The organism is Actinokineospora xionganensis, from assembly GCF_014323725.1.
GTDB lineage: Bacteria > Actinomycetota > Actinomycetes > Mycobacteriales > Pseudonocardiaceae > Actinokineospora > Actinokineospora xionganensis.
On sequence record NZ_JABVED010000002.1, the window covers coordinates 133,935 to 157,678 of the forward strand.

The window sequence follows — 23,744 nt, forward strand, 5'->3', positions numbered from 1 at the left end:
TTTTATCCCAATTCCAAGACGACTGGTCGTCTTGTTCTGACAGGAGTTGCATGTCCACCGCGATCATCACCGGAGCGTCGAGCGGCATCGGCTTCGACGTCGCCCGCGAATACGTCAAGCGAGGCGGAAACGTCGTCATCAACGGCCGCGACGCGGACAAGCTCGCCGCCGCGGCCGCCGATCTCGGCTCCCCCACCCAGGTCGCCACCGTGCCGGGCGACATCGGCGCCGCCACGACCGGCGCGGCACTGGTCGCCGCGGCCGTCGACCGCTTCGGCGGCGTCGACCTGCTCGTCAACAGCGCGGGCATCTTCGGCGTCAAGCCGTTCGTCGATGTCACCGAGGAGGAACTCGACCAGTACCTGTCGATCAACCTCAGGGGCACCTACCTGGTCACCCAGGCCGTGGTCCGCCGGCTGATCGCCCAAGGCGACGGCGGCGCGATCGTCAACATCGGCACCGTCTTCGTCGACCACGCGAAGTCGGGCGTGCCCGCGTCCGCACCACTGGTCACCAAGGGCGGGGTGCACTCGCTGACCGTGAGTCTGTCGGCTGAACTCGCCCCCTATCGCATCCGCGTGAACCTGGTGGCCCCCGGCATCATCCGGACCCCGCTGCACGACGGGATCAACGTGGACGACCTGGCGGGCCTGGCCCTGCTGAACACGGTCGGCGATGTGTCCGACACGACCGCGGCGGTGCTGTACCTGGCGGACGCGGGCTTCGTCACCGGCCACATCCTGAACGTGGACGGCGGCTACGTGGGCGGGCGGGCCTGATGCCGTACGTCAACATAAAGATCACCCGAGAAGGCGCGACCAAGGAGCAGAAGGCGGCCTTGATCTCGGGCGTCACGGATCTGCTGCGCGATGTCCTCGACAAGGACCCGGCCACCACATTCGTCCTGATCGACGAGGTCGACCTCGCCGACTGGGGCGTGCACGGGCGCAGCGTGGAGGAACTCCGACAGTCCTGACCGAGGGGTTCCGGGTCGAGGCGCCTCGACCCGGAACGTTCTCCTCCCCCATAATCGAGCACACTGGGGCTGGGGCAATCTGAGGGGACTTTCCTTTGTCATCATCAAGATGGCCGCGTCTATTCGGCGCGGCCTTGGTCGTTTCCATCGCGGTTTCCTTCACCGCCGCACCCGCGTCGGCCGCCGAAGACGAACTGCGCTTGGTGGCTCTCTCGTGGAGCAGTGCGAATCTCGACGCCACCAACGGGCCGGCCCGGAACGTGCTGACGTTCAAGGTGAAGGAACCGAGGAATCATCACCGCGGGTCGTTCGACCTCGCGACCGATCCGGCCACGGCTCTCCCCGCGCGGACGATCAAGTTCATCCGCGGCACGAGTGCCGCGGGCACCGCGAGCTGGGTCTCCACGACGGGCGACGAGTCGACGTACGAATACGAGTTCGACGTGCCCCGAACGGGCACGACCGCGTTGACGACCTGGGCTGTGACACGGTTCGCGGCCGAGACCACCGCCATTCCCCTGCACTCGATGGAACTGACCGACGAACAGCTCAAAGCCGCCTTCGACAGCCGCTTCGTCGCGACCACCATCGTCGACGAGAGTCCACCGACCTACTCGGACCTCATCACCGACGACCAGAGGTACCCGACGCACGCGGGAATCGGCACGCTGCGCTATCTCCTGAACGTGCAGGACACGCAGTCCGGTGTGCACAGCATGGCCCTTACGCTGCGCGGACCAGGTTCCGCGACGGCAACCGGCCAGAGCCGGTACACCGTGCAGGCCTCACGTCAGACCGTCGAAGTGACGCTCCCGGCGGGAGCCCCGGCCGGGACCTGGTCGGTGGCGCAGGTCGAACTGGTCGACAACGCCGGTGTGGTCGGTAAGTACACCGACCTCGCGCTTGCACCACTGCAGGTGACCGGCAACTCGATCGTGGTCGGGAAGCCGGTGCTCCACAACAACCCGGTGAACTCCTGGGAGCCCGACGCGAAGGTCGACCTGGTGGCCACCATGGCGAGCGGATCACGCGCGGTCTCGGCGAAGCTCGACATTCGAGGGGGCTGCGTCGCGGGCACTCCCATCCTCCCGGCGGAACCCGGTGGCACCGTCTCCATCCCCATCCGGGTTCCGCGAGAATTCATCGCCTGCCCCATCCAGGGTCTGCTCATCATCGACCAGAACGGCGCGACCGCCGTCTACGAAACCTGGTACCAGAACGGACCGACGCTTGATTCGGTCGTCGCGGCCGAGCCGCCGCGGCCCACGGTTTCCAACACTGTGGTGAGTGGCACGGAGATCGACTGGGCGAAGGGCGGCATGGCAACCGTCGAGTTCGACCTCACCGCTACGGCGCCGAAGGCCACGTGGGCGCGCCTGGACGCGTGGGCCCCTTACTCGTCCACGCAGCCCGTGTACACCGGCACGACCGTGACAAACCCGGCGGGACGTGTCACCACGACCGTGACCTTCGTACCCCAGGCACCGCCGGGGCCGTACCGCCTGGCTCTCTCCGTGGGCGACGAAGCCGATCGGGTCACCACGTTCGAGACCGGCCCCGACAACACGGTCCAGCATGCCGACGTGGCCTTGCCCGCGGGCACCGCCGGGTACACCGCCGTCGAGCCGGTTCGGCTGATGGACACCCGAACCCAGTCAGCGCCGATCGGCCCGGCCGAACAGCGCACCCTCACCCTCGCGGGTGTGCCCGCGGAAGCGACATCCGTGGTTCTCAACGTGACCGCGATCGACCCGACGGCGTCGAGCTACCTGACCGTGTGGCCCAACGGCCGGGCCCGACCGGCGACCTCGAACCTGAACTTTGTCGCCGGGCAGACTGTGCCGAACCTGGTCACGGTGCCGGTGGTCGACGGCAAGGTCGCCTTCTACAACAACGCGGGCCGGGTGCACGTGGTCGCGGACTTCTTCGGTTACCACTCGCCGAAGAGCCCGTCACTGTTCTACCCACGCGCACCCCAGCGCATCCTGGACACGCGCAAGGACTGGGAGGGCGCCAAGACCAGGCCCGGCGGCCAGCACGTGGCGACCGTGCCGGACATCGCGAGCGGCCAAGGCGGGAGCGTGTCCGTCGTCCTCAACGTGACCGTGACCGAACCGGACCGGGATGGCTATTTGGCCGTGACCGCACCGTGGGGCACCGCCACCACGTCGAACCTGAACTTCCATGCGGGACAGACCGTGGCGAACATGGTGATCGTCAAGTCGCCGTACGGGGGTACCTTCGGGTTCACCACCCCGGCGTCCGCCCACGTGATCGTCGACGTCCTCGGCTACCACCTCGCACCGCACGAGGCAGGCGGCAAGGTGTTCGCCCCGCTGGATCCCCAACGGCTTATGGACACCCGCTCCGGCACTGGAGTCCGGCAAGGCCTGTTGGGTGCGGGTCAGACCGTCACCTTGCCGGTCGCGGGGATCAAGGGCGTCCCCGCGGACGCCACCGCGATCACCCTCAACGTGACGGCCACCGACTCCACAGCGACAAGCTTCCTGACCGTATGGCCGTCCGGCGCGCCGCGGCCGCTGGCGTCCACAGTGAACTTCGTGGCCGGGGCGACCGTGCCCAACCTGGTCACCGTTCCCGTGATCGACGGCAAGGTCCAGTTCTACAACAACGTCGGCGGCGTCCACGTGATCGCCGACGTCTTCGGCTACCACCTGGGCTGACCCTGTAGGTACTGAAGCGAGGAGCCAAGCGAAGCGCGCCCCCAGCCGAGCCGCTGGGGGCGCGCTTCTTGTCTGTCCACTGCGGACCAGGAAGGTGGGCGGTGCGCCCGTCGACGGTGACCTCAGCCAGCCCATCGGGCCATATCGCGGCGGCTTCGGTCCTGGTCATCTCCAGGAACGCGGCGCCCTCGGCTTTGCCCGCGGGCCGTGCAGCCGCAAGTAGCCGCTGATCAATGGCCTAGCGCCTGCGGTCTGCTTCGGCACCCGGTGCCGACCGGGCAGCGGGCTGAGCATCGTGGGGCGGGACGAGTTGGAACAGGCTGTCGTAGACGTGGGTGGACTGACAGCGGCACCACCCGAGCTGTCCCACACAGACAGTGAACCCAACGAAACGCGCCCCCGGCCGGGTGGCCGGGGGCGCGTTTCTTGTCTGTCTACTTCGGACTAACGGTAGTCGCGGCCGAAGTCGTAGTCGTCCAGCGGAACCGCCGCACCAGTGCCCGTGCCGAACACGTCCGGCGTGTAGTAGCCGTCGTCGTAGGACGGGATGGCGTAAGCCGCCACTCGTGCCTCTTCGGTCGGCTGGACCTGGATGTTGCGGTACTTGTTGATACCGGTACCAGCCGGGATCAACTTACCGATGATGACGTTCTCCTTCAGACCCACGAGCTTGTCGCTGCGCCCGTTGATCGCGGCATCGGTCAGGACCCTGGTCGTCTCCTGGAAGGAGGCGGCCGAGAGCCACGAGTCCGTGGCCAGCGAGGCCTTCGTGATACCCATCAGGACCGGGCGACCCGAGGCGGGTTCGCCACCGGCGCCCACGACGCGGCGGTTCTCCGACTCGAACACGGCGCGCTCGATGAGAGCGCCGGGCAGGAACTCGGCGGTGCCGCTGTCGAGGATCGTGACCCGGCGCAGCATCTGCCGGACGATGACCTCGATGTGCTTGTCGTGGATCGACACACCCTGGGCGCGGTAGACCTTCTGGACTTCCTCGACCAGGTGCAGCTGCGCCTCACGGGGACCCATGACTCGCAGGACCTCGTGCGGGTCGCGGGTGCCTTCCAGCAGCTGCTGGCCGACCGAGACGTGGTCGCCGTCGGCGAGCGGTCCGGTCGGCGTCGCGGCGAGCCGCTGACGCTTCGACAGCTTCTCGAAGATGATCTCCTCGCTGCCGTCGTCCGGCGTGAGGGTGATCTTCCAGAAACGGTCGCCGTCCTCGATGCGCACGCGGCCGTCGACGTCGGCGATCGGGGCCTTGCCCTTGGGGACGCGGGCCTCGAACAGCTCCTGGACACGCGGCAGACCGGTGGTGATGTCGTCTCCGGCCACACCACCCTGGTGGAACGTACGCATCGTCAGCTGCGTGCCGGGCTCACCGATGGACTGCGCGGCCACGATGCCGACGGCCTCGCCGATGTCGACGAGCTGGCCCGTCGCCATGGAGCGGCCGTAGCAGGTGGCGCAGACGCCGACCGCGGCCTCGCAGGTCAGGACCGAGCGGACCTTGACCTTGGAGACACCGGACTCCAGCAGCTTCTCGATGGCCGGGTCGCCGAGGTCGTCCGCCCGGTTGAGCAGGACGTTGCCCTCGGAGTCCTTGACCTCGTCGGCGACGCAGCGCGCGTAGACGCTGGTCTCGACGTGCTGGTCGCGCAGGACCTTGCCACCCTCGATGGGGTCGCCCAGCGTCATCACGATGCCGCGGGTGGTCCCACAGTCGACCTCGCGGACGATGACGTCCTGCGACACGTCCACCAGACGACGGGTCAGGTAACCCGAGTCGGCGGTACGCAGCGCGGTGTCGGCCAGACCCTTGCGGGCACCGTGCGTCGCGATGAAGTACTCCAGCACCGACAGGCCTTCACGGAAGTTGGCCTTGATCGGTCGCGGGATGAACTCACCACGCGGGTTGGTGACCAGACCGTTCATGCCCGAGAGCTGACGGATCTGGGTCATGTTGCCCGCCGCGCCCGACTTCACGATCGTGGGGATCGGGTTGTCGTCGGGGTAGTTGTCCTCCATCGCCTTCGCGACCTCTTCGGTCGCGTTGCTCCAGACCTTGACCAGCTCGTTGTTCCGCTCGGTGGCGGAGAGCTGACCACGCTGGTAGCGCTTCTCGACGGTGTCGGCCTTCTTCTCGTAGTCCTCGAGAATCCCGACCTTGGCCGGCGGCACGATGACGTCGGACATGGCGATGGTGACGCCCGAACGCGTGGCCCAGTAGAAGCCCGCGTCCTTGAGCCGGTCCAGCGTCCGCGCCACGGTGACCATCGGGTACCGCTCCGCGAGGTCGTTCACGATCGCGGCCTGACGCTTCTTCGGCATCGGCTCGTTCATGAACGGGTAGTCCGGCGGAAGCAGCTCGTTGAACAGCACGCGGCCCAGGGTGGTCTCGGCCAGCCACGGCTGACCGGGAGCCCAGTCCTCAGGCTGCATGCCGGGGCCCGGGGTCCGGTCCGAGATGCGGATCTTGACCATGGACTGCAGGCCGAGGACCTTGCGGTCGTAGGCCATGATCGCCTCGGCGGGCGAGGAGTACGCGTGTCCGGCGCCCAGCCCGTCCTCCTTGAGGCGGGTCAGGTGGTACAGGCCCGTGACCATGTCCAGACGCGGCATCGCCAGGGGGCGACCCGACGCCGGGGACAGGATGTTGTTCGACGACAGCATCAGGATGCGCGCCTCGGCCTGAGCCTCGGCCGACAGCGGCAGGTGGACCGCCATCTGGTCACCGTCGAAGTCGGCGTTGAACGCCTCACAGACCAGCGGGTGCAGCTGGATGGCCTTGCCTTCCACCAGCTGCGGCTCGAAGGCCTGGATGCCGAGACGGTGCAGCGTGGGCGCACGGTTCAGCATCACGGGGTGCTCGGTGATGACCTCTTCGAGCACGTCCCACACGGCCGGGCGCGCACGCTCGACCATCCGCTTGGCGGACTTGATGTTCTGCGCGTGGTTGAGGTCGACCAGCCGCTTCATGACGAACGGCTTGAACAGCTCGAGCGCCATCGCCTTGGGCAGACCGCACTGGTGCAGCTTGAGCTGCGGGCCGACGACGATGACCGAACGGCCCGAGTAGTCGACTCGCTTGCCGAGCAGGTTCTGGCGGAACCGACCCTGCTTGCCCTTGAGGAGGTCGGACAGCGACTTGAGCGGGCGGTTGCCCGGTCCGGTCACCGGGCGACCGCGGCGGCCGTTGTCGAACAGCGCGTCGACGGCCTCCTGCAGCATCCGCTTCTCATTGTTGACGATGATCTCGGGCGCGCCGAGGTCGATCAGTCGCTTGAGGCGGTTGTTGCGGTTGATCACGCGGCGGTACAGGTCGTTCAGGTCGGAGGTGGCGAAGCGGCCACCGTCGAGCTGGACCATCGGCCGCAGGTCCGGCGGGATCACCGGGACGCAGTCGAGCACCATGCCCATGGGCGAGTTGCGGGTCGCCTGGAACGCCGCGACGACCTTGAGCCGCTTGAGCGCGCGAAGCTTCTTCTGCCCCTTGCCGTTGCGGATCGTGTCGCGCAGGATGTCGGCCTCGGCGTCGACGTCGAAGTCGCGCGCCAGGGTCTGGATCGCCTCGGCGCCCATGGACCCGGTGAAGTAGTCGCCGTAGCGGTCGATGAGCTCGCGGTAGAGCATCTCGTCGGCGATGAGCTGCTTGATGTCGAGCTTGGTGAAGGTCGACCAGATCTCGTCGAGCCGGTCCAGCTCACGCTGGGCGCGGTCGCGGAGCTGGCGCATCTCCCGCTCGCCACCCTCCTTGACCTTGCGGCGGACGTCGCTCTTCGCGCCCTCGGCCTCAAGCTGCGCCAGGTCGGCTTCGAGCTTCTGCGCGCGGGCCTCGATGTCGGCGTCGCGACGGTTCTCGACCTGCTTGCGCTCGACGCCCATCTCGTTCTCGAGGGTGGGCAGGTCGTTGTGGCGCAGCTCGGTGTTCACCGAGGTGATCACGTACGCGGCGAAGTAGATGATCTTTTCGAGATCCTTCGGCGCGAGGTCGAGCAGGTAGCCCAGCCTGCTCGGGACACCCTTGAAGTACCAGATGTGGGTGACCGGCGCGGCGAGCTCGATGTGGCCCATGCGCTCACGGCGAACCTTGGCGCGAGTGACCTCGACACCACAGCGCTCGCAGATGATGCCCTTGAAGCGCACGCGCTTGTACTTGCCGCAGTAGCACTCCCAGTCCCGGGTCGGACCGAAGATCTTCTCGCAGAAGAGCCCGTCCTTCTCCGGCTTGAGGGTGCGGTAGTTGATCGTTTCGGGCTTCTTTACCTCACCGAAGGACCACTGACGGATGTCGTCTGCGGTCGCAAGGCCGATGCGGAGCTCGTCGAAGAAGTTGACGTCCAGCACGTCGGTTCCTTCTCCCCTTCTTGGTTACAGCACGAAAATGGGGGGATCAGTGCCTGCCCGCCGGGAGGAGTTTCCGGTTCCTCCCGGCGGCGGCAGCGAGGTTAATTGACGACGTCGTCCACGGACGGCGACTCATTGCGCGAGAGGTTGATACCCAGGTTCGCGGCGGCGCGCTCCAGGTCCTCGTCGTCCCCGTCGCGCATCTCGATGGCGGCGCCGTCGGACGACAGCACCTCCACGTTGAGGCACAGCGACTGGAGCTCCTTGAGGAGCACCTTGAAGGACTCCGGGATACCCGGCTCCGGGATGTTCTCGCCCTTGACGATGGCCTCGTAGACCTTCACGCGGCCGAGCACGTCGTCGGACTTGATCGTCAGCAGCTCCTGCAGCGTGTACGCCGCGCCGTAGGCCTGCATCGCCCAGCACTCCATCTCACCGAAGCGCTGGCCACCGAACTGCGCCTTACCACCGAGCGGCTGCTGGGTGATCATCGAGTACGGGCCGGTCGAACGGGCGTGGATCTTGTCGTCGACCAGGTGGAGCAGCTTCAGGATGTACATGTAGCCGACCGAGACCGGGTACGGGTACGGCTCGCCGCTGCGACCGTCGTACAGGGTCGCCTTGCCGTCCGAGCCCACCATGCGCTCGCCGTCGCGGTTGGGCCGCGTCGAGCCGAGCAGGCCGGTGATCTCGTCCTCGCGGGCGCCGTCGAACACCGGCGTGGCGGTGTTCGTGTCGGGCTCGACCTCGAAGAGCTCCTCGGGGATCTTCTTCGCCCAGTCCGGGTGGCCCTCGATGGACCAACCCTGCTTGGCGATCCACCCGAGGTGGGACTCCATGATCTGCCCGATGTTCATACGACGCGGAACACCGTGGGTGTTCAGCACGACGTCGACCGGGGTGCCGTCCGGCATGAACGGCATGTCCTCGACGGGCAGGATCTTGCCGATGACGCCCTTGTTGCCGTGGCGGCCCGCGAGCTTGTCACCGTCCTGGATCTTGCGCTTCTGGGCCACGTAGACCCGGACCAGCTCGTTGACGCCGGGGGGCAGCTCGTCCTCGTCCTCACGGGAGAAGACGCGGATGCCGATGACCTTGCCGGTCTCGCCGTGCGGCACCTTCAGCGACGTGTCGCGGACCTCGCGGGCCTTCTCACCGAAGATGGCGCGCAGCAGGCGCTCCTCCGGGGTCAGCTCGGTCTCGCCCTTGGGCGTGACCTTGCCGACCAGGATGTCGCCCGCGCCGACCTCGGCGCCGATCCGGATGATTCCGCGCTCGTCGAGGTCCGCGAGGACCTCCTCGGAGACGTTCGGGATGTCCCGGGTGATCTCCTCGGCGCCGAGCTTCGTGTCGCGCGCGTCGATCTCGTGCTCGTCGATGTGAATCGAGGTGAGCACGTCGTCCTGCACGAGGCGCTGCGACAGGATGATCGCGTCCTCGTAGTTGTGGCCTTCCCACGGCATGATCGCCACGAGCAGGTTCTTGCCGAGGGCCATCTCGCCGTCTTCGGTGCACGGCCCGTCGGCGATGACCTGTCCGACCTCGACCCGCTGGCCTTCGGCCACGATGGGCTTCTGGTTGATGCAGGTGCCCTGGTTCGACCGGCGGAACTTGTGCATCCCGTAGGTCTGGCGGGTGCCGTCGTCGGCCATCACGGTGATGAAGTCGGCGGAGAGCTCCTCGACGACACCGGCCTTCGCGGCGGTGACCAGGTCGCCGCCGTCGACCGCGGCGCGAAGCTCCATGCCGGTGCCGACCAGCGGGGACTCGCTGCGCAGCAGCGGGACCGCCTGACGCTGCATGTTCGCGCCCATCAGGGCGCGGTTCGCGGCGTCGTGCTCGAGGAACGGGATCATCGCGGTCGCGACCGAGACCATCTGGCGCGGCGAGACGTCCATGTAGTCGACGTCGAACGGCTCGATGAACTCGACCTCACCGCCGCGCTTGCGGACGAGCACGCGCTCTTCGGCGAAGTGGCCCTCGTCGTCGAGCGGCGCGTTCGCCTGGGCGATGACGTGCCGGTCTTCCTCGTCCGCGGTCAGGTAGTCGATCTGGTCGGTGACCTGACCTTCGACGACCTTGCGGTACGGGGTCTCGATGAAGCCGAACGGGTTGACCCGCGCGTAGCTCGACAGGGAGCCGATCAGGCCGATGTTCGGGCCTTCCGGCGTCTCGATCGGGCACATGCGGCCGTAGTGCGAGTGGTGGACGTCGCGGACCTCCATGCCCGCGCGCTCACGGGACAGACCACCGGGGCCCAGAGCCGAGAGCCGACGCTTGTGCGTCAGACCGGCGACCGGGTTGGTCTGGTCCATGAACTGCGACAGCTGGGAGGTTCCGAAGAACTCCTTGATCGCGGCGACGACCGGGCGGATGTTGATCAGGGTCTGCGGCGTGATCGCCTCGACGTCCTGAGTGGTCATCCGCTCGCGGACCACGCGCTCCATGCGGGAGAGGCCGACCCGGATCTGGTTCTGGATCAGCTCACCCACGGTGCGCAGGCGGCGGTTGCCGAAGTGGTCGATGTCGTCGACCTCGACCGGGATCTCACGCTGGTTCTCGCCCTCGCCCGCGACCATCGAGGTGTCGCCCGCGTGCAGGCGGACCAGGTACTCGATGGTGGTGACGATGTCGTCCTCGGTCAGCACGCCGGTGTTCGTCGGCATCGCGAGGCCAAGCTTCTTGTTGATCTTGTAGCGACCAACCTTGGCGAGGTCGTAGCGCTTCTCCTTGAAGAACAGGTTCTCCAGGAGCGTCTGGGCGCTCTCCTTCGTCGGCGGTTCGCCCGGGCGCAGCTTGCGGTAGATGTCGAGCAGCGCCTCGTCGGTGCCGGCGGTGTGGTCCTTCTCGAGCGTGGCGAGCAGCGTCTCGGAGAAGTGGAACCGCTCGCGGATGGCCTCGGTGGTCCAGCCCAGGGCCTTCAGCAGCACGGTGACCGGCTGGCGGCGCTTGCGGTCGATGCGGACACCGACGGTGTCGCGCTTGTCGACGTCGAACTCGAGCCACGCGCCGCGGCTCGGGATGACCTTGACGCTGAAGACGTCCTTGTCGGTGGTCTTGTCAATCGCGGTGTCGAAGTAGACACCGGGCGAACGGACCAGCTGCGACACCACGACACGCTCGGTGCCGTTGATGATGAACGTGCCCTTGTTGGTCATGACGGGGAAGTCACCCATGAACACCGTCTGGCTCTTGATCTCGCCAGTGGTGTTGTTGGTGAACTCGGCCGTGACGAACAGCGGCGCGGCGTAGGTCATGTCCTTGTCCTTGCACTCCTCGACGGAGGCCTTGACCTCGTCGAAGCGCGGGTCGGAGAAGGACAGTGACATGGAGCCGGAGAAGTCCTCGATCGGGGAGATCTCGTTGAGGACTTCCTCAAGGCCGCCGACAGGGTTCTCGTCACCGGCATCGATGCGGCGCTGGAACCACATCTCGTTGCCGGTGAACCACTCGAACGACTGGATCTGCAGGTCCAGCAGGTTGGGCGTACCCAGGGGCTCGCGGATCTTCGCGAAGGAGACCCGACGGGGCGCTCCCGGGATACCCGAGTTCGAAGCAGTGGCGGAGTTGGTCGCAGCAGTGGCCTTGGTCGCGCGGGAGACTGCCAAGATGCGTCCTTCCAGGACTATGAGCGGTTGACAGTCACATGCTCTGCTCGCGCTAGCAAGCTGAATACGCGCCTGTCAAGGGTGCCGTGGTGCCCAACATCCTAGCTCTTGGCAAAGGGCGTGCGGAAAGTGGGCAGCGCAAAGGGGCAGTCTAGCCACTAAATGGGCGACTGTCGAGGCCCGCCGCTCAATCGGTCCTCCCGCTCAGTACGTGCTGGGTATCAGCGTGACCCCGGACGGTCGCGTAGTCAAGATGCCACGCCTGAGAATCCACTTTTGCAGCAGCGCCGAGCCGCTCACAGATAGCCGCTTGACCTGGGGAAACTTGCCTGCTACAAGCTGGGACTCAGCACGTTGGCGCGGGCTTGCCGTCGGGCAGTGGCTGATCAAGCATGTCGAAATCGGTGATCTTCCAGGTCCCGTCGAGCTTCTCCGCGCGGATGCCGAACTGGGCGCCGCTGGCGGTGGTCTGGTTCTGGTCGGTGCGGGTCGTCGACTGGTCGACGAAGACCAACAAGTCGGCCTTGTCGCCGTCGAGCCGGGTGACGCCGATCTGGCGGACCTTGGTCGTCAGCACCAGCTTCTGCGCGGGCGCGAGCTCCTTGAGCTGGCCGAACAGCTTGTCGTACTCGCACACGGCGTTGCCCGCTAGGTGTTCCTTGACGGCCTTGGCGGTGGCGTCGAGGTCGGCGAAGCTGTAGGTCAGGGTCTTCTCGATGGCGACCGTGAGCTTGCCCTGGACCTCGCTGGTGGCGGCGCTGTCGGTGAGGGCGCGGTTGGTGCCGTCGGCGCCACCGGTGAGCGAGTTGGCCTCGCCGCGGAACCACAGGGCCAGCCCGGCGAGCACCAGGGCGACCACCGCGAGAACGATGGCGAGGTTGATGGACCGGTTTCGGGCGGCGGCGGCCACCTCTTCCGGCGACCGTTCGTCGACACCGTCGTCATCGCCGGCGGGGCCGCGCTCGGCGGCGGCGAGGTCTTCGGGAACGCGGATACCGGTGGCCCTGCGCTTGCCCGCGGGCCGCGGGGAGGGCACCTGGGCGGCATCCTCATCGGTGCCGTGGTCGACGCCCAGCACGGCCGGGCTGACGACATCGACATCACCCTCGTCGGAGCCCACTCGACGCGCCTCGGCATCCTCTTCGGACACAGCGTCGACCCCACCGGCCACAGAGGACTCAGCCGACTCAGTGGACTCATCCGATCCGCCGACAGCGTTTTCGTTTTCCGCTTCGACCGAACCCCGCGCAGCCCCCACCCTCTCCGGGGGGACGGCCCCTGCCCAGTCTATCGGGGTGGCGGGGGATTTCCGGTCCTGCTTGGTGGGCTGTGGATCGCTGGGGCGCGCTGTGGACGACTCGGTGGTGGAGTCGGTGGGCTCGAGTATTTTGCTGTCCGCCTGCTCGACGTCGGCGTGCTCGGCGCCGGTGGGGCGATGCAGGCCCGCGACCTTGGGGCGGCGGACGGGCGTCGTCGGGGGCGTGACCGGGCGGCGGCGCGACGGGGGCGTGGGCACTGTGTGGACAGTCCTCTCGGCGATCAGGCGGGGGTGAACGGCACGAAGGCGACGCCGCTGAGCTTCCAGCCCGCGTCGGTCCGGTCCAGCGACCCCTGGATGCGCTGGTACTTCGACGTGGTCGGCTTGCCGTCGGGGGTGACATCGATCCGGATGGCGGCGATGAGGACGGCCTTGCCCTCACGGTCGCGCAGGTCGGTCACCGCGGACTTGAGCACCCGCGCGCTGGTCACCGTCTTGGCCTGCTGGATGGCCGTCTTACTGGTCTCGCGCCTGCCGACGACCTCGTCGTGCAGGGGGCCGACGGAGGCGTTGAGCCACCGGTCGAGATCCTCGTCGACCTTGCGGTAGTCGAGGGTGTTGAACGTGATGATCGCCTGCTCGCCGACCCGGGTGACCTCGTCGCGCATCCGGGACAGCTCGAGGTCGTCGTCGTTGGCGGCCTTGACCCAGGCGACGCCGAACCAGACCGCCGCGGCGGCGCTCACGACCACCAGACCGAGGGCGACGAGCACGAACGGGTTCAGCCTCCTGCGCGCGGGCTGCTCGTCGGTGACGTCGTCGATCTCAGGGTCCGTGCTGGTCATGACACTCCAGGGTAGACGGGTGCGAAACGGTCAGGCGGGCAGGCCCAGCAGGCCCGCCAGACCCGACAGGCCGCCGATGCCGGGCTGGGTCACCGTGCCGGGAATGCTGTTCGTCGCGAGCTCGTGCAGCTGCTCGGAGTCACGGTTCTGGTTGGCCGCCAGCTGCTCCTGGGTCGGTGCCACCGGCTTGCCGCCGAACGGCGCGTTCGCGGAGCCGCGGACGTTGATCGGGCTGCCGACCGGCTCGGCGCAGTAGGCCTGCTCGTTCACCGGCGCCGGGGCCGTCTCGTTGCCGTCGCGACGCTCGGTGCCCTCGTAGCCGCGGGTGCACGGCGGCGGGTCGAACAGGTTGAGCGCCAGCCCCAGGTGTGTCTGGCCCTTTTCGTCGATCACGGTCTTCGGACCCACCGCGACCAGCGGGTACGCGACCAGCGCGAGTTCGAGCCCGTCCGTGCGGGTGACCATGATGTTGGAGACGGTCAGCAGGTTCGCGAACACCGCTCCGAGGCCGTTGCCCGACTCGCGCAGCAGCCCGGTGATCGAGTCGGCCGCGCCGGGCGTGGCCGCGATCAGCGTGCGGATCTGCGGGTCGGACTCGCGCAGCTGCGCGGAGAGCGCCTTGAGGTCGCCCGCGAAGGACTTGATGTTGCCCGACTGCTTCATCTGCGTGTTGAGGACGATGGCGCCGTCCTCGATCAGCTTGATCGTCTGCGGCAGGTGCTCGCGGGCGGTCTGGGTGAACGCCATCTGGTTGTCCAGCAGCACCTGCAGGTCGTCGCCGGTGCCGGAGAACGCGCGTTCCAGCTCGTCGACGACCGTGCGCAGCGAATCGGTGGGGACCGAGGTGGCCAGGTTGTCCAGGTCGCGGATGACCTCGTCGGTGCTGATCGGCGTCTTGGTGCGGTCGGCTGGGATGACCGAGCCCTCCTTGAGCACCTCGCCGCCGTCCTTGCGGGGGCGCAGGTCGACGTACTGCTCGCCCACGGCGGACCGGTTGGCGACCACGGCGTCGAGGTCGGCCGGGATGTCTGGGGCGGACGGCTCGATCTCAAGGTCGATGCGCATGCCCTCGCGGGTCAGCTTGATCTCGCCGACCCGACCCACGTTGACGCCGCGGTAGGTGACCTCGGCGTTGGTGAAGATGCCGCCGGACTGGACCAGGTCCATCTTGACCCGGTACCCGTCGGCGCCGAAGACGCGGCCGAGGTCGGTGAAGCGGAACGCCGCGTAGACCACGGCGACCACGGCGATCACGAAGAACGCCACGAGCTGGAGGCGGACGGTTTTGGTCAGCATCAGGAACCGCCTCCGAGGAGCACGTCGAAGAGGCCGCCCATGCCGCTGCCGGACTGCGTGGAGCCAGGCTGGACCGGCGTGGACTGGCCGCCGCCCAGTTGCGGCAGCGGCAGCACCGGCGGGGCGTTGCCGGGCACACCATCCTGCCCACCGCTCAGACCGCCGGGCAGGTGGAGGTCCTGCAGCGGGTTCTGCCTGCTGCGGCCGAGATTGTTCACGATCTCGCCCAGGTTCAGGTCGAGGGTGGCGTAAAGGTTGAAGTAGTCGCCCTTGACGCCCTTCACGGCCTGGTCGGTGAACGGGTACGTCACCAGCAGCTCCAGCGCGTTGGGCAGGTTGTTGCCCGCCTCCCCCAGCTTCTGCAGGGTCGGCGCGAGCGCCTTGAGGTCGGCGACGAGGTCGGCCTGGCTCTTGTTGACGGTGTCGACCGCGATGCCCGAGAGCGAGTCGAGGCTCTGCAGCATCGTCACCAACTGCTGGCGCTGGTCGGTGAGCACCTTGAGGCCGGGCCCGATGTTGTCGATGACGCCCGCGATCTGGTCGCGCTGGGCGTTCAGCGTGCTGGCGAGCCGGTTGATGCCGTCGAGCGCGCGGGTGATGTCGGCCTTGCCCGCGTCGAGCTCGGTGACCATCACGTTGACGTTGTCGAGCAGCGCGCGGATGTCGGTCTCATTGCCTGCGAGCGCGTTGTTGAGCTCCTTGGTGATGCTCTGCAACTGCTCGACACCACCACCGTTGAGCAGCATCGACAGCGCGCCCAGGACTTCCTCGACCTCGGTGTTGCGGTTGGTCCGCTCGACCGGGATGAACGCGTTGTCGGCGAGCACGCCTTCGCCCTTGCCGCCGGGCGGCGCGCTGAGCTCGATGTACTTCTCGCCCAGCAGGCTGGACTGGCGCAGCTTGGCCAGCGCGTTCGCGGGCAGTTCGACGTCGCCGTTGACCAGCAGCGTGGCCTCGGCGGTCCAGCCGTCGGGCGCGAGGGCGATCTCGTCGACCCGGCCGACGGTGACCTCGTTGACCTTGACCCCGGACTGCGGGACCAAGTCGAGGACGTCACGGAGCTGGACCTTGACCGTGTACGGCCGGTCGCCGAGGTCGGCACCGCCGGGCATCGGGAGGTCGTAGATGCCGGTGAACCCGCAACCCGACAGCGACACCGCCGCGGCCGCGGTGGTGATCACGCAAGCGAGCTTGATCCTGGTGGTCATCAGTTCCCCCCTCCCGATCCGACTGGGTCGCCCGCCATCGGCAGCGGCAGGGACGGCATGTGGCCACTGCGGAGTCCGTCGATCACCTGCGCGGGCGAGGGCAGCGGGACCGCGCCCTGCACGATCGGCGCGAGCTGGTCGCACACATCGGCGAGGGCGGGTGGCAGCGTGCCCTGGGTGCCCTGGCGGACCAGCTTGCAGATCGTCACGATCGGCGGCTGCGTCAGCTCGTTGAGGTTCGCCCGGGCGTCGGTGGTGCCGGACGCGGCGTTGTAGGTGTTGACCAGGTTGCTCAGGGCCAGCGGCGCGATGTCGAGCGTCTCGGCGAGCGCGGCCCGCTGGTCGACGAGCACCTGGGTGACCGTGGCCAGCTTGTCCACATTGGACTTGATCCGGCCGCGGTTGTCGTTGATGAACTGCTGGACCGTGGTGAGCGCGATGCCGAGCTGGTCGACCGACGCGGCGAGGTTGCCGCGCTCGCCTGCCAGGAACCTGGCCGCCTCGGCCAGCTGCTGGTTGAACTGCCGGACCTGGTCGTCACTGCCCGCGAGGGTCGTCGTGAACTTCTGCAGGTTGTCGACCGTGGCGAACAGGTCCTCGGAGTTGCCCGAGAGCGTGGACGTCAGCTTGCTCAGGTCGGTGACCGTGTCGTTGATCGCCTGGCCGTTGCCGTCGAGGTTCTTGGCGAGGGTGTTGAGCAGGTCGGACAGGGCGCCGTCCCGGTTGACCCCGTTGGGGCCGAGGGTGCGGCTGACCCGGCTCAGGCTGGCGTAGAGGTCGTCGACCTCCAGCGGCGCGGCGGTCCGCTCGCGCGGGATGACCGTGCCGGTCGCCATCTGCTCGCCACCGGTGAAGGCGGGCGTGAGCTGCACGTAGCGGTCGGAGACCAGCGACGGCGCGACGATGACGGCCATGGCGTCCGCGGGGATCTTGACATCGCGGTCGACGAGCATCCGCACCTCGACCACGTCGCCCTTGGGCGTCACCTTCTCGACGGTGCCGACCTGCACGCCGAGCACCCGGACGTCGTTGTGCTCATAGAGGCCGACGGTGCCCGGGAACAGCGCGGTGTAGCGCTTCTCATTCGTCTCTTTGAGCAGCCACCACAGCGCGGCGGCGATGACCAGGCCGAGCACGCACACGATCGCCACCGTCCGGGCGGCGTCCTTGCCCAGCTTCGTGGAGAAACTGCTCATGACGGGTCCCCCAGACAGCCGGGCTGGTTGAGCGGGCCGAACGAGGGCGGCAGCAGCCCGCAGATGTAGTTGTCGAACCAGCGGCCGTTGCCGATCGCGTTGTTGAACTGCCTCGCGAACGGGCCGAACTTCTTGATGCCCTCGGCGAGGGAGTCCTGGTTGCGCTGCAGCATCGAGGTGAGCTGGTCGAGGCTCTGCAGCACCGGGCCGAGCTGCGCGTTGTTGTCGGCGACGAGGCCCTGCAGCTCCTGCGAGAGCGTCTTGGTGCCGGTCAGCAGCGCGCTGATGGCCTTCTTGCGGCTGTTCAGCTCACCGAGCAGCAGGTTGCCGTCGGAGAGCAGCTTGGCCACCTCGGCGTCGCGGTCGGCGAGGGTCTGGCTGATCTTGCGGGTGTTGCTCAGCAGGGTCGCCAGCTCCTGGTCACGCGAGGAGATCGTGCGCGAGAGGGACTGCAGGCCGTTGAGCGCGCCCTTCACCTCGTCCGGGGTGTCGGCGAAGGTCTCCGAGATCACCTCGAAGCTCTTGGCGAGCTGCACGGTGTCGACCTCGTTGACCGTCTCGGCCAGGCCGCGGAAGGCTTCGAGAACGTCGTAGGGGGCCATCGTCCGGTCGCGCGGGATGCGCACGTCCGGGTTGAGGACCTCGGCGCCGTCGGGCTCCAGCGACAGGTACTTCTGCCCGAGCAGGGTCTTGATCTTGATCTCGGCTCGGGTGCGGTCGCCGATCCAGGCGTCCTTGATCTTGAAGGTGACCAGGACCTTGTCGCCGTCGAGCTCCACATCGGACACCTTGCCGACCTTGATGCCCGCGATGCGGACCTCGTCGTCGGCCTGGATGCCGGACGCCTCACTGAACTCGGCGCTGTAGCTGGTGCCGCCGCCGATGACCGGCAGGTCGTCGGAGTTGACCGCGGCGACCAGCGCGAGCGCGATCACCAGGATGCTGACGATGCCGATCGGGATCGGGTTGCGTGACCGGAAAGGCTTCATGACACGCACCTTTCCTGGGTCGCGGGCAGCGGCGTGATGTTGATCGGGTGGGTGATCAGACCGGGCACACTGACCTCACCGGAGCCCTCGCACAGGAAGAAGTTGAACCACGAGCCGTAGCTCACGGTGCGGGTCAGGGTGCTGAGCTTGGTCGGCATGAACTGGATGAAGTGCTCGACCGTCTTCTCGTTGTCGTTGAGGTTCTTCGTCAGCGTGCCCAGCGCCGCGATGTCCTGCTTGAGGGGCTCGCGGGCCTCCTGCAGCAGACCCGTGGTCGTGGTGGCCAGGCCGCCGATCGCCTCGATGGCGTCGCCGATGGGCTCACGGTCCTCGGCCAGGCCGCTGACCAGTTGCTGCATCTGCACGATGAGCTGGGAGAGCTGCTCGCCGCGGCTGTTGACCGTGCCGAGCACGCCGTTGAGGTTCGTGATCACCTCGCCGATCACCGCGTCCTTGTTGGCGATCGTGGTGGTCAGCGACGCCGTGTGGGCCAGCAGGTTCTCCACCGTGCCGCCCTCGCCCTGCAGGACCGTGATGATCTCGTAGGACAGCTTGTTGACGTCGTCGGGCGAGAGCGCCTGGAACAGCGGCTTGAAGCCGTTGAACAGCTCGGTGAGGTCGAGCGCCGGGCGGGTCCGCTCCAGCGGGATCGACTCACCGGGGTCGAGCACCGAGTTCGGGTCGTAGCCCGCGCCCTGGGTCAGTGAGATGTAGCGCTGGCCGACCAGGTTGCGGAACTTGATCTGCGCCATCACCGACTCGGGCAGCTTGCGGTCGGCGGCGACGGAGAACTTGACCTCGGCCTGGTTGCGGTCGGCGATCGAGACCTCCTCGACCTGTCCGACCCGCACCCCGGCGATCCGCACGTCGTCGCCGGGAAGCAGCAGCGTCGCGTCGGAGAACCGTGCCGAGTAGGAGTTCGTCGAGCTCAGATTCGTGTTGGCGATGCTGATCGCGAGCACGCCCGTCGCGGCGATGGTGATCGCCATGAACAGCGCGAGCTTGATCAGCGGAGCGGCCATTCCCCTCATTCGAACCTCACCTCCGCGCCGCGGAAGGCCGGGCCGAGCAGCAGCGTGCTCCACCTCGGGACCTGGTCGGGTTCGACGCCCATTCCGGGCGCGAGCAACTGCGACACGAAGGCGATCTCCCCGGGAGAGTTGGGCAGGCCGAGACCTTCGCCGCCCGCCGCGTTCGGCGACGTGTACTGCGTCGTGTTCGCGGGCGGCAGCAGGCCGTCCGACGACGAGCGGGCAGGCGCCGGGAAGCTTGACCCGTCCTTGAGCGGGCCGTCCGGCGGCGCCTGCGGGAACGGGTTCGGGAACTGGGTGAAGTCGTAGCAGCGCGGACCGCGGTCTTCCTCGTAGCGCGGCTCGTCGACACCGGGCTTGTAGGCGCCGCGGTTGACCGTCACCTCGATGTTGGCGTGCAGACCGGGCTTGTTGGTGCCCTTGCCGAGGGTCGTGTCGACCTGTTTGACGGCCTCGGTCATCAGCTGGAGCAGGCACGGGTACTCCGGGGAGTACCGGGCCAGGACCTCCAGCGTGGGCCGGGAGCTATCGGCGAGCTGGATCATGTTCGGGCCGTTGGCCCGCAGGAACGACTCCAGGTCACGCGAAGCGGTGGTCGCGGTGGCGAACAGCGCGTCGAGGTTGGCCCGCTGCTCGGCGACGGTCTTCGACGTCACCGTCAGGTCGGTCAGCGCCTGGACCAGGTCCGGCGTGACATCGCCGTAGGTCTCGCTGACCGAGGCCAGCAGCCGCAGGTCCTCGCGCAGCTTGGGCAGGTGCGGGTTGAGCTCGCCGACGAACTCGCCGAGGTCGGCCAGCGACTTGCCGAGGTCGTCGCCGCGGCCCTGCAGTGCGGTCGAGATCGCGGTGAGCGTGCTCGACAGCTTCTGCGGCTGCACCGCCTGCAGCACCGGCAGCAGGCTCTCGAACGCCTGCTCCAACTCGACCGCGCGGATCGAGCGGTCCTGCTTGATGGTGTCGCCCGCGCGCAGCGCCTGCTCGTCGATCTCCTCGGGGATCTGCAGCGAGACGTAGCGCTCACCGAACAGCGTCTTCGGCAGGAACCGCGCCGAGACGTTGCGCGGGATGACGTCGATCATCTCCGGGTTGATCGCGAGGTCGAGCGTGGCGCCCTCGGCGGTCGGCGTGATCTTGCGGACCTCGCCGACGATCAGGCCGCGGACCTTCACATCCGAGTGCACCGCGAGTTGGTTGCCGACCTTGTCCGTGGTCAGCGAGACCTTCGCGACGGGCGTGAACGCCTTGTTGTACATCGCGATGCTCAGCGACACGAGCGCCGCGATCACCACGATGAAGCCCAGACCCAGCAGCCTGCGCTTGATCACCTTTCCGATCTCGGCGCTCATCCCGCAATCCTCACCGTCGTCGTCGTGCCCCAGATCGCGAAGCCGATGAAGAAGTTCACCAGCGCGACCGTGACGATCGTGGTCCGCACCGCGCGGCCCACGGCCACGCCGACGCCCGCGGGGCCGCCGCTGGCGTTGTAGCCGTAGTAGCAGTGCGTCAGGATGATGATGACCGCGAAGATCAGCACCTTGCCGAACGACCAGAACACGTCCTCCGGTGGGAGGAACAGGTTGAAGTAGTGGTCGTACGTGCCCGCGGATTGGCCGTAGAAGTACACGGTGATCGTTCTCGAAGCCAGGTACGAGGACAGCAACCCGATGATGTAGAGCGGGATGACCGCGATGAAGCCCGCGATGATCCGGGTGGTCACCAGGAACGGCAGGCTGGGCACCGCCATGACCTCGAGCGCGTCGATCTCCTCGGAGATCCGCATGGCGCCGAGCTGGGCGGTGAAGCCGGAGCCGACCGTTGCCGACAGCGCCAGGCCGGCCACCAGTGGCGCGACCTCGCGGGTGTTGATGTAGGCCGACGCGAACCCGGAGAAGGCGGCCGTGCCGATCTGGTCGAGCGCGGCGTAGCCCTGCAGGCCGACGACGATGCCGGTGAACACGGTCAGACCGACCATGACGCCGATGGTGCCGCCGATGACCGCGAGCGCGCCGCTGCCGAAGCTGACCTCGGCGAGCAGGCGCATCGTCTCGCGCATGTAGCGGCGCAGGGCGCGCGGAATCCAGGCGAGCGCGCGGATGTAGAACGAGAGCTGGTCGCCGAGGTCGTCGAGTGTCCGCAACGGACGGTCGACGACCTTCTTGGCGGTCTCTGTCACCGAGGCCATGGGTCAGCTCCCCTTCGCCGGGACGACCGTGAGGTACACCGCGGTCAGCACGAAGTTGACGAAGAACAGCAGCAGGAAGGTGATGACGACGGACTGGTTCACCGCGTCGCCGACCCCCTTCGGGCCGCCCTTGGGGTTGAGGCCGCGGTAGCTGGCCACGACACCGGCGATGAAGCCGAAGATCAGCGCCTTGAGCTCGCTGATCCACAGGTCGGGCAGCTGGGCCAGGGCCGAGAAGCTGGCCAGGTAGGCACCTGGCGTTCCGCCCTGCAGCACGACGTTGAAGAAGTAGCCGCCCATCACGCCGACGACACTGACCAGGCCGTTGAGCAGCACCGCCACCAACATGCAGGCCAGCACCCGGGGCACGACGAGGCGCTGGATCGGCGAGACGCCGAGCACCTCCATCGCGTCGATCTCCTCGCGGATGGTGCGTGAGCCGATGTCGGCGCACACCGCGCTGCCGCCCGCGCCCGCGACCAGCAGCGCGGTGACCAGTGGCGCGGCCTGCTGGATGATCGCGAGCACGCTGGCGGCGCCGGTGAACGACTGCGCGCCGAGCTGCACGATCAGGGTGCCCAGCTGCAGGGCCACGATCGCGCCGAACGGGATCGCGACGAGCGCGGTCGGCAGGATCGTCACGCTGGCGATGAACCAGCACTGCTGGATGAACTCGCGGGTCTGGAACGGCCGCCGGAAGACGTTGACGACGACGTCGAGCCCGAGCGCGAACAGCCTGCCGGTCTCGCGGAGCGCACCGGCACCGGGGAAGTTCGCGGGAGCGGTGCGCGTGGTCATGAAGCGCCGCCCGGGGGCTTCCAGGTGGTGTCCGGCAGGCGGGCGACCTGGGGATCGGACAGATCCCCCTGGAAGCCGCGCGGCGGGTCCTCCACCGGTCGCGGCCTCGGCGACGGCTGCACGGGTGCCATCTGCTGCGTCGGTTGGTCGAGCCGCGGCCGCGACTGGGCGGCGGCCGGGACCATGTGCGAGTGCACGCCGTAGCGAGCGCGCTCCTCGTCGGTCAGCGACTCGATGATGCCTTCCTGGGCGGCGTGCGGCAGCGTGTTAAGGATCCGCATGACGCGGTCCTTGCGGCGGCGCACACCGGCCCGCTCGGGCATGCCCGGGGTCGGCTCGATCTGCGGGACGACACCACGCACGTCCTCTTCGGAGGAGCCGTCGGAGTGACCGGCGTCGGCGTGAGCCTGCTCGCGGGCCATCTGCGCGGCGTCCTTCTCCTCGGACATGCCGATCGGACCGAGGCGGCGGCCGTTGAGAAACTGCTCCACGACCGGCTCGTCGCTGGTCAGCAGCACCTCGCGGGGGCCGAACATGACCAGTTCCTTGCGGAAAAGCATGCCCAGGTTGTCCGGCACCGTGCGCGCGAGGTTGATGTTGTGGGTGACGATCAGGATCGTCGCGTCGATCTGCGCGTTCAGGTCGATGAGCAGCTGCGAGAGGTACGCCGTGCGAACGGGGTCGAGACCGGAGTCCGGCTCGTCGCACAGGATGATCTCGGGGTCGAGCACCAGGGCGCGAGCCAGACCCGCGCGCTTGCGCATGCCGCCGGAGATCTCGCCTGGAAGCTTCTTCTCCGCGCCCTGCAGGCCCGTGAGCTCGAGCTTCTCGAAGACGATGCGCTTGATCTCGGCCTCGGACTTCTTCGTGTGCTCACGCAGCGGGAACGCCACATTGTCGAAGAGGTTCATCGAGCCGAAGAGCGCGCCGTCCTGGAACAGGACGCCGAACAGCTTGCGGGTCTCGTAGAGCTTGGCCTCGCTGCAGGTGACGATGTCGACGCCATTGATCACGCACTTGCCACGGTCGGGCTTGAGCAGACCGATCATGGACTTGAGGAAGACGGACTTGCCGGTGCCCGAGGGCCCGAGCATGACCGACACTTCACCCGGCGGCAGGGTCAACGTGACATCCCGCCAGATGGCCTGCTTACCGAAGGACTTCGTCAGACCCTCGATGACCACCTCGGCGCCCATCGAACCTCCCGACCTGTGGTTCTACCTGCCGCTTCGAGTGCGGACGGTGTCTTCCATGCAACGACGGCGGGGCCTCCGGGTTACTGCCGAAGTTACCGCTGAGTTGGGAACGTACCTGGATGGCCCTTGTCAC

Annotated in this window: 16 protein-coding genes; 3 read left to right on the forward strand and 13 right to left on the reverse strand. The window is 67.7% G+C overall.

The annotated features are described in order from the left end of the window. Positions 1-50 precede the first annotated feature (50 nt). From GPZ80_RS04185 to GPZ80_RS04195, 3 genes are all read left to right on the forward strand, one after another. Positions 51-779, forward strand: coding sequence for an SDR family NAD(P)-dependent oxidoreductase (locus GPZ80_RS04185; protein ID WP_187218425.1), 729 nt, complete (start codon positions 51-53; stop codon positions 777-779). Further along, positions 779-976 carry a tautomerase family protein gene (locus tag GPZ80_RS04190; protein WP_187218426.1) on the forward strand — a complete coding sequence of 66 codons (198 nt, stop codon included), beginning with the start codon at positions 779-781 and terminating at the stop codon, positions 974-976. The genes GPZ80_RS04185 and GPZ80_RS04190 overlap by 1 nt, the downstream gene beginning before the upstream one ends. Positions 977-1,110: 134 nt before the next feature. Continuing rightward, a complete protein-coding gene (locus tag GPZ80_RS04195) occupies positions 1,111-3,660 on the forward strand; it encodes a hypothetical protein (RefSeq protein WP_187218427.1) in 2,550 nt (849 codons plus the stop codon). Between the two features lie 444 nt (positions 3,661-4,104). Here GPZ80_RS04195 and GPZ80_RS04200 read toward each other — a convergent pair whose 3' ends face one another. The 13 genes from GPZ80_RS04200 to GPZ80_RS04260 all read right to left on the reverse strand — a co-directional run bounded on the left by GPZ80_RS04200 (position 4,105) and on the right by GPZ80_RS04260 (position 23,611). Continuing rightward, positions 4,105-8,004 (reverse strand): DNA-directed RNA polymerase subunit beta', encoded by a 3,900-nt coding sequence (locus GPZ80_RS04200; RefSeq protein WP_187218428.1) that lies wholly within the window; start codon positions 8,002-8,004, stop codon positions 4,105-4,107. A gap of 101 nt (positions 8,005-8,105) precedes the next feature. Beyond that, positions 8,106-11,612, reverse strand: coding sequence for a DNA-directed RNA polymerase subunit beta (rpoB, locus tag GPZ80_RS04205; protein WP_187218429.1), 3,507 nt, complete (start codon positions 11,610-11,612; stop codon positions 8,106-8,108). Positions 11,613-11,958: 346 nt separating this feature from the next. Further along, the gene (locus tag GPZ80_RS04210) at positions 11,959-12,762 is read right to left on the reverse strand and encodes a hypothetical protein (protein WP_187218430.1); all 804 of its coding nucleotides are present in this window, start codon (positions 12,760-12,762) and stop codon (positions 11,959-11,961) included. 389 nt (positions 12,763-13,151) lie between these two features. Next, positions 13,152-13,715, reverse strand: coding sequence for an Rv1363c family protein (locus GPZ80_RS04215; protein ID WP_187218431.1), 564 nt, complete (start codon positions 13,713-13,715; stop codon positions 13,152-13,154). Between the two features lie 30 nt (positions 13,716-13,745). After that, positions 13,746-15,011 carry an MCE family protein gene (locus GPZ80_RS04220; RefSeq protein WP_187218432.1) on the reverse strand — a complete coding sequence of 422 codons (1,266 nt, stop codon included), beginning with the start codon at positions 15,009-15,011 and terminating at the stop codon, positions 13,746-13,748. After that, positions 15,011-16,219 (reverse strand): MCE family protein, encoded by a 1,209-nt coding sequence (locus GPZ80_RS04225; protein ID WP_187218433.1) that lies wholly within the window; start codon positions 16,217-16,219, stop codon positions 15,011-15,013. The genes GPZ80_RS04220 and GPZ80_RS04225 overlap by 1 nt, the downstream gene beginning before the upstream one ends. Continuing rightward, positions 16,219-17,415, reverse strand: coding sequence for an MCE family protein (locus GPZ80_RS04230; protein WP_187218434.1), 1,197 nt, complete (start codon positions 17,413-17,415; stop codon positions 16,219-16,221). Before GPZ80_RS04230 ends, GPZ80_RS04225 begins: the two co-directional genes overlap by 1 nt. Continuing rightward, on the reverse strand, positions 17,412-18,404 hold the full coding sequence (locus GPZ80_RS04235) for an MCE family protein (protein ID WP_187218435.1): 993 nt from the start codon (positions 18,402-18,404) through the stop codon (positions 17,412-17,414). Before GPZ80_RS04235 ends, GPZ80_RS04230 begins: the two co-directional genes overlap by 4 nt. Beyond that, on the reverse strand, positions 18,401-19,435 hold the full coding sequence (locus tag GPZ80_RS04240) for an MCE family protein (RefSeq protein ID WP_187218436.1): 1,035 nt from the start codon (positions 19,433-19,435) through the stop codon (positions 18,401-18,403). Before GPZ80_RS04240 ends, GPZ80_RS04235 begins: the two co-directional genes overlap by 4 nt. Continuing rightward, entirely contained in the window at positions 19,432-20,781 is a 1,350-nt protein-coding gene (locus tag GPZ80_RS04245) for an MCE family protein (protein ID WP_187218437.1), read from the reverse strand. Before GPZ80_RS04245 ends, GPZ80_RS04240 begins: the two co-directional genes overlap by 4 nt. Next, positions 20,778-21,617: an MlaE family ABC transporter permease gene (locus GPZ80_RS04250; protein WP_187218438.1), complete on the reverse strand. Its 840-nt coding sequence runs from the start codon at positions 21,615-21,617 to the stop codon at positions 20,778-20,780. Before GPZ80_RS04250 ends, GPZ80_RS04245 begins: the two co-directional genes overlap by 4 nt. A 3-nt stretch (positions 21,618-21,620) precedes the next feature. Continuing rightward, positions 21,621-22,415: an MlaE family ABC transporter permease gene (locus tag GPZ80_RS04255; protein ID WP_091382700.1), complete on the reverse strand. Its 795-nt coding sequence runs from the start codon at positions 22,413-22,415 to the stop codon at positions 21,621-21,623. Next, positions 22,412-23,611 carry an ABC transporter ATP-binding protein gene (locus GPZ80_RS04260; protein ID WP_187218439.1) on the reverse strand — a complete coding sequence of 400 codons (1,200 nt, stop codon included), beginning with the start codon at positions 23,609-23,611 and terminating at the stop codon, positions 22,412-22,414. Before GPZ80_RS04260 ends, GPZ80_RS04255 begins: the two co-directional genes overlap by 4 nt. Between the last annotated feature and the right edge of the window lie 133 nt (positions 23,612-23,744).